The organism is Wolbachia endosymbiont of Tuta absoluta (assembly GCF_059414725.1).
The window spans coordinates 1-1,964 of record NZ_JBNRJY010000013.1 but is presented as its reverse complement, the minus strand read 5'-3'; the positions used below and the strand labels follow the sequence as shown (position 1 = coordinate 1,964).

The following is a 1,964-nucleotide window of genomic DNA, read 5'->3' as shown; positions in this document are numbered from 1 at the left end:
TTCTTGCATATGGGTGCAGCAAAAACCCATTGGCGTTGACCCATTACTTTGAAGTAACGATTCTTTATCCAACGTAATCCTTTACGAGGATGTCTTTTCTTTGCCCATTTCCATAAACTATGCCAAATTTCATTGTCGATCTTTCTAAACGCTTTTTTAGCACACACATGGTGATAGTAATTTCCCCATCCTCTCAGTAGAGAGTTGAGTGACTTAATTACTATAGCCTGAGTGTTCGCTATATTTGCTTTTATCAATGTACGTGCTTTATTAAGAAGTCTTTTAATACTTTCTTTCGAAGGTTTAATAATTAACTTCTTATTATATCTACGTACATTACAACCAAGAAAGTCAAACCCTGTTGTGATAGATGTAATCTTTGTCTTCTCTTCTGACAGAATTAAACCTCGCTCATGAAGAAAAGATGATACTAAAGGCTTAACTTCCTTTTCCAGTACTTCATGTGTGAAACCTGAAATAATAAAGTCGTCTGCGTATCTGATTACATTCACTCCACTTCTGATTTTGTTTCTTTTTCTACTGCCGAGTTTACCAAATCGACTTTCCAATAACTTTTCAAGTCCGTTTAAGGCTAAATTGGCTAGTATTGGAGAAATTATACCACCTTGCGGGGTACCTGCAGTTGTGGGATACAGAGTTTTTGATTCTAGGAAGCCAGCTTTTAACCAACTATGCAGAATTTTTTTCTCCATAGGAATATGCTTCATAAGCCATTCATGATTAATGTTGTCAAAGCATCCTTTGATATCACCTTCAAGTATCCATTGTAGTTGATTACGACTTGCCAGTAACAAATGACAAGCTACTGTAGCATCTGCACAGGATCTTTTAGGTCTAAAGCCATAGGAGTGACGATCACTGATCGTTTCAGCTATCGGTTCCAGAGCAAACAGATATAATGCTTGCATGGCTCTATCTTTTATCGTGGGTATTCCAAGAGGTCTTCTTTTGCCATTAGATTTACTGATATAAATCCGTTTTAGCGGAGAAGGTTTATATCCTCTTTGCTTTAACTGCTTTATTCCTTGAAATTTAGCATTGCAAGTTGACCATAGTTGACGATCTACACCTGCTGTGGTTTTTCCTTGGTTTTCAGTTACTCTCTTAACAGCCAAAGCTTTTCCGCTAAAAGAGCGTGTGAGAAGATGTTGTAAAGCTTTTACCTTACCCCATCTTCCTTCTTGGACAGCCTTAACAATACGTCTTTGTAGCCTCACAATAACTTTCTGGCATTTCTTCCATGGCAATTGCTTCCATGCTTCAAAGCTTTCGGTAGATGCACTTACGGGTTTACTTGTAATCATCTGCTTTCCTACCTTAAGTGGTTAACAAAGTTTCTTGTCACGAGGGACCAAATGGAAGTCTGCTCGTTTTCACGCGAATTAATGTTACAAATTCTATCCATTTCGTTACAAAATGGCATTCGCTTTCTCCATTCTCCTTTACCTGCACTTCCATCAGCATTCCTTGCGGTTTGCTTGCCATGTAGGCGAAAATACAGGCTTACCCTGTTTCTCCAGTCATACAACAGTGGGTTAGGTGGCTTCTCTATACCGGTGGAGTTATTATTTGCGTACATCTAGAAATGAAAAATGTAACTTATCCACATTACCTTTTGGTCAGAGCTTATCAGCATCTTTAGCTCTTTCATCGTATCGGTACTTATAAAGCTTCACTTACGTTCACCATACCACTAGCCTAGCCCTCCAACCACATGATGCTTGCAGTTTATGCCCCTCTCACGATTGAGCATCTTCTTTTTCAAGAGGAGGTTCATTGTCCGCATCGCTTGGCACCAACCGGTTGCCCGATTCGCACTGATGCGTAGACTCAGACGGCAAAACATCTGGTTTAATAAGTTTTAGAATCCTTTCAGTTTCTTTCTGAATGAATTCCTCTCCTTTTAAACAATATGACCGAAGACTTTCAGGTCGCACCATCTC

2 protein-coding genes are annotated in these 1,964 nt (G+C 39.3%); both read right to left on the bottom strand.

The features are described from left to right. Window positions 1-1,325 (bottom strand): group II intron reverse transcriptase/maturase (ltrA, locus tag ACJ5GX_RS00095; RefSeq protein WP_495292557.1); only part of this gene is annotated, 1,325 nt, incomplete at its 3' end. A gap of 435 nt (window positions 1,326-1,760) precedes the next feature. Next, window positions 1,761-1,964, bottom strand: a 204-nt coding sequence (locus ACJ5GX_RS00090; protein WP_458695384.1) for a hypothetical protein, incomplete at its 5' end; no start/stop codon positions are given.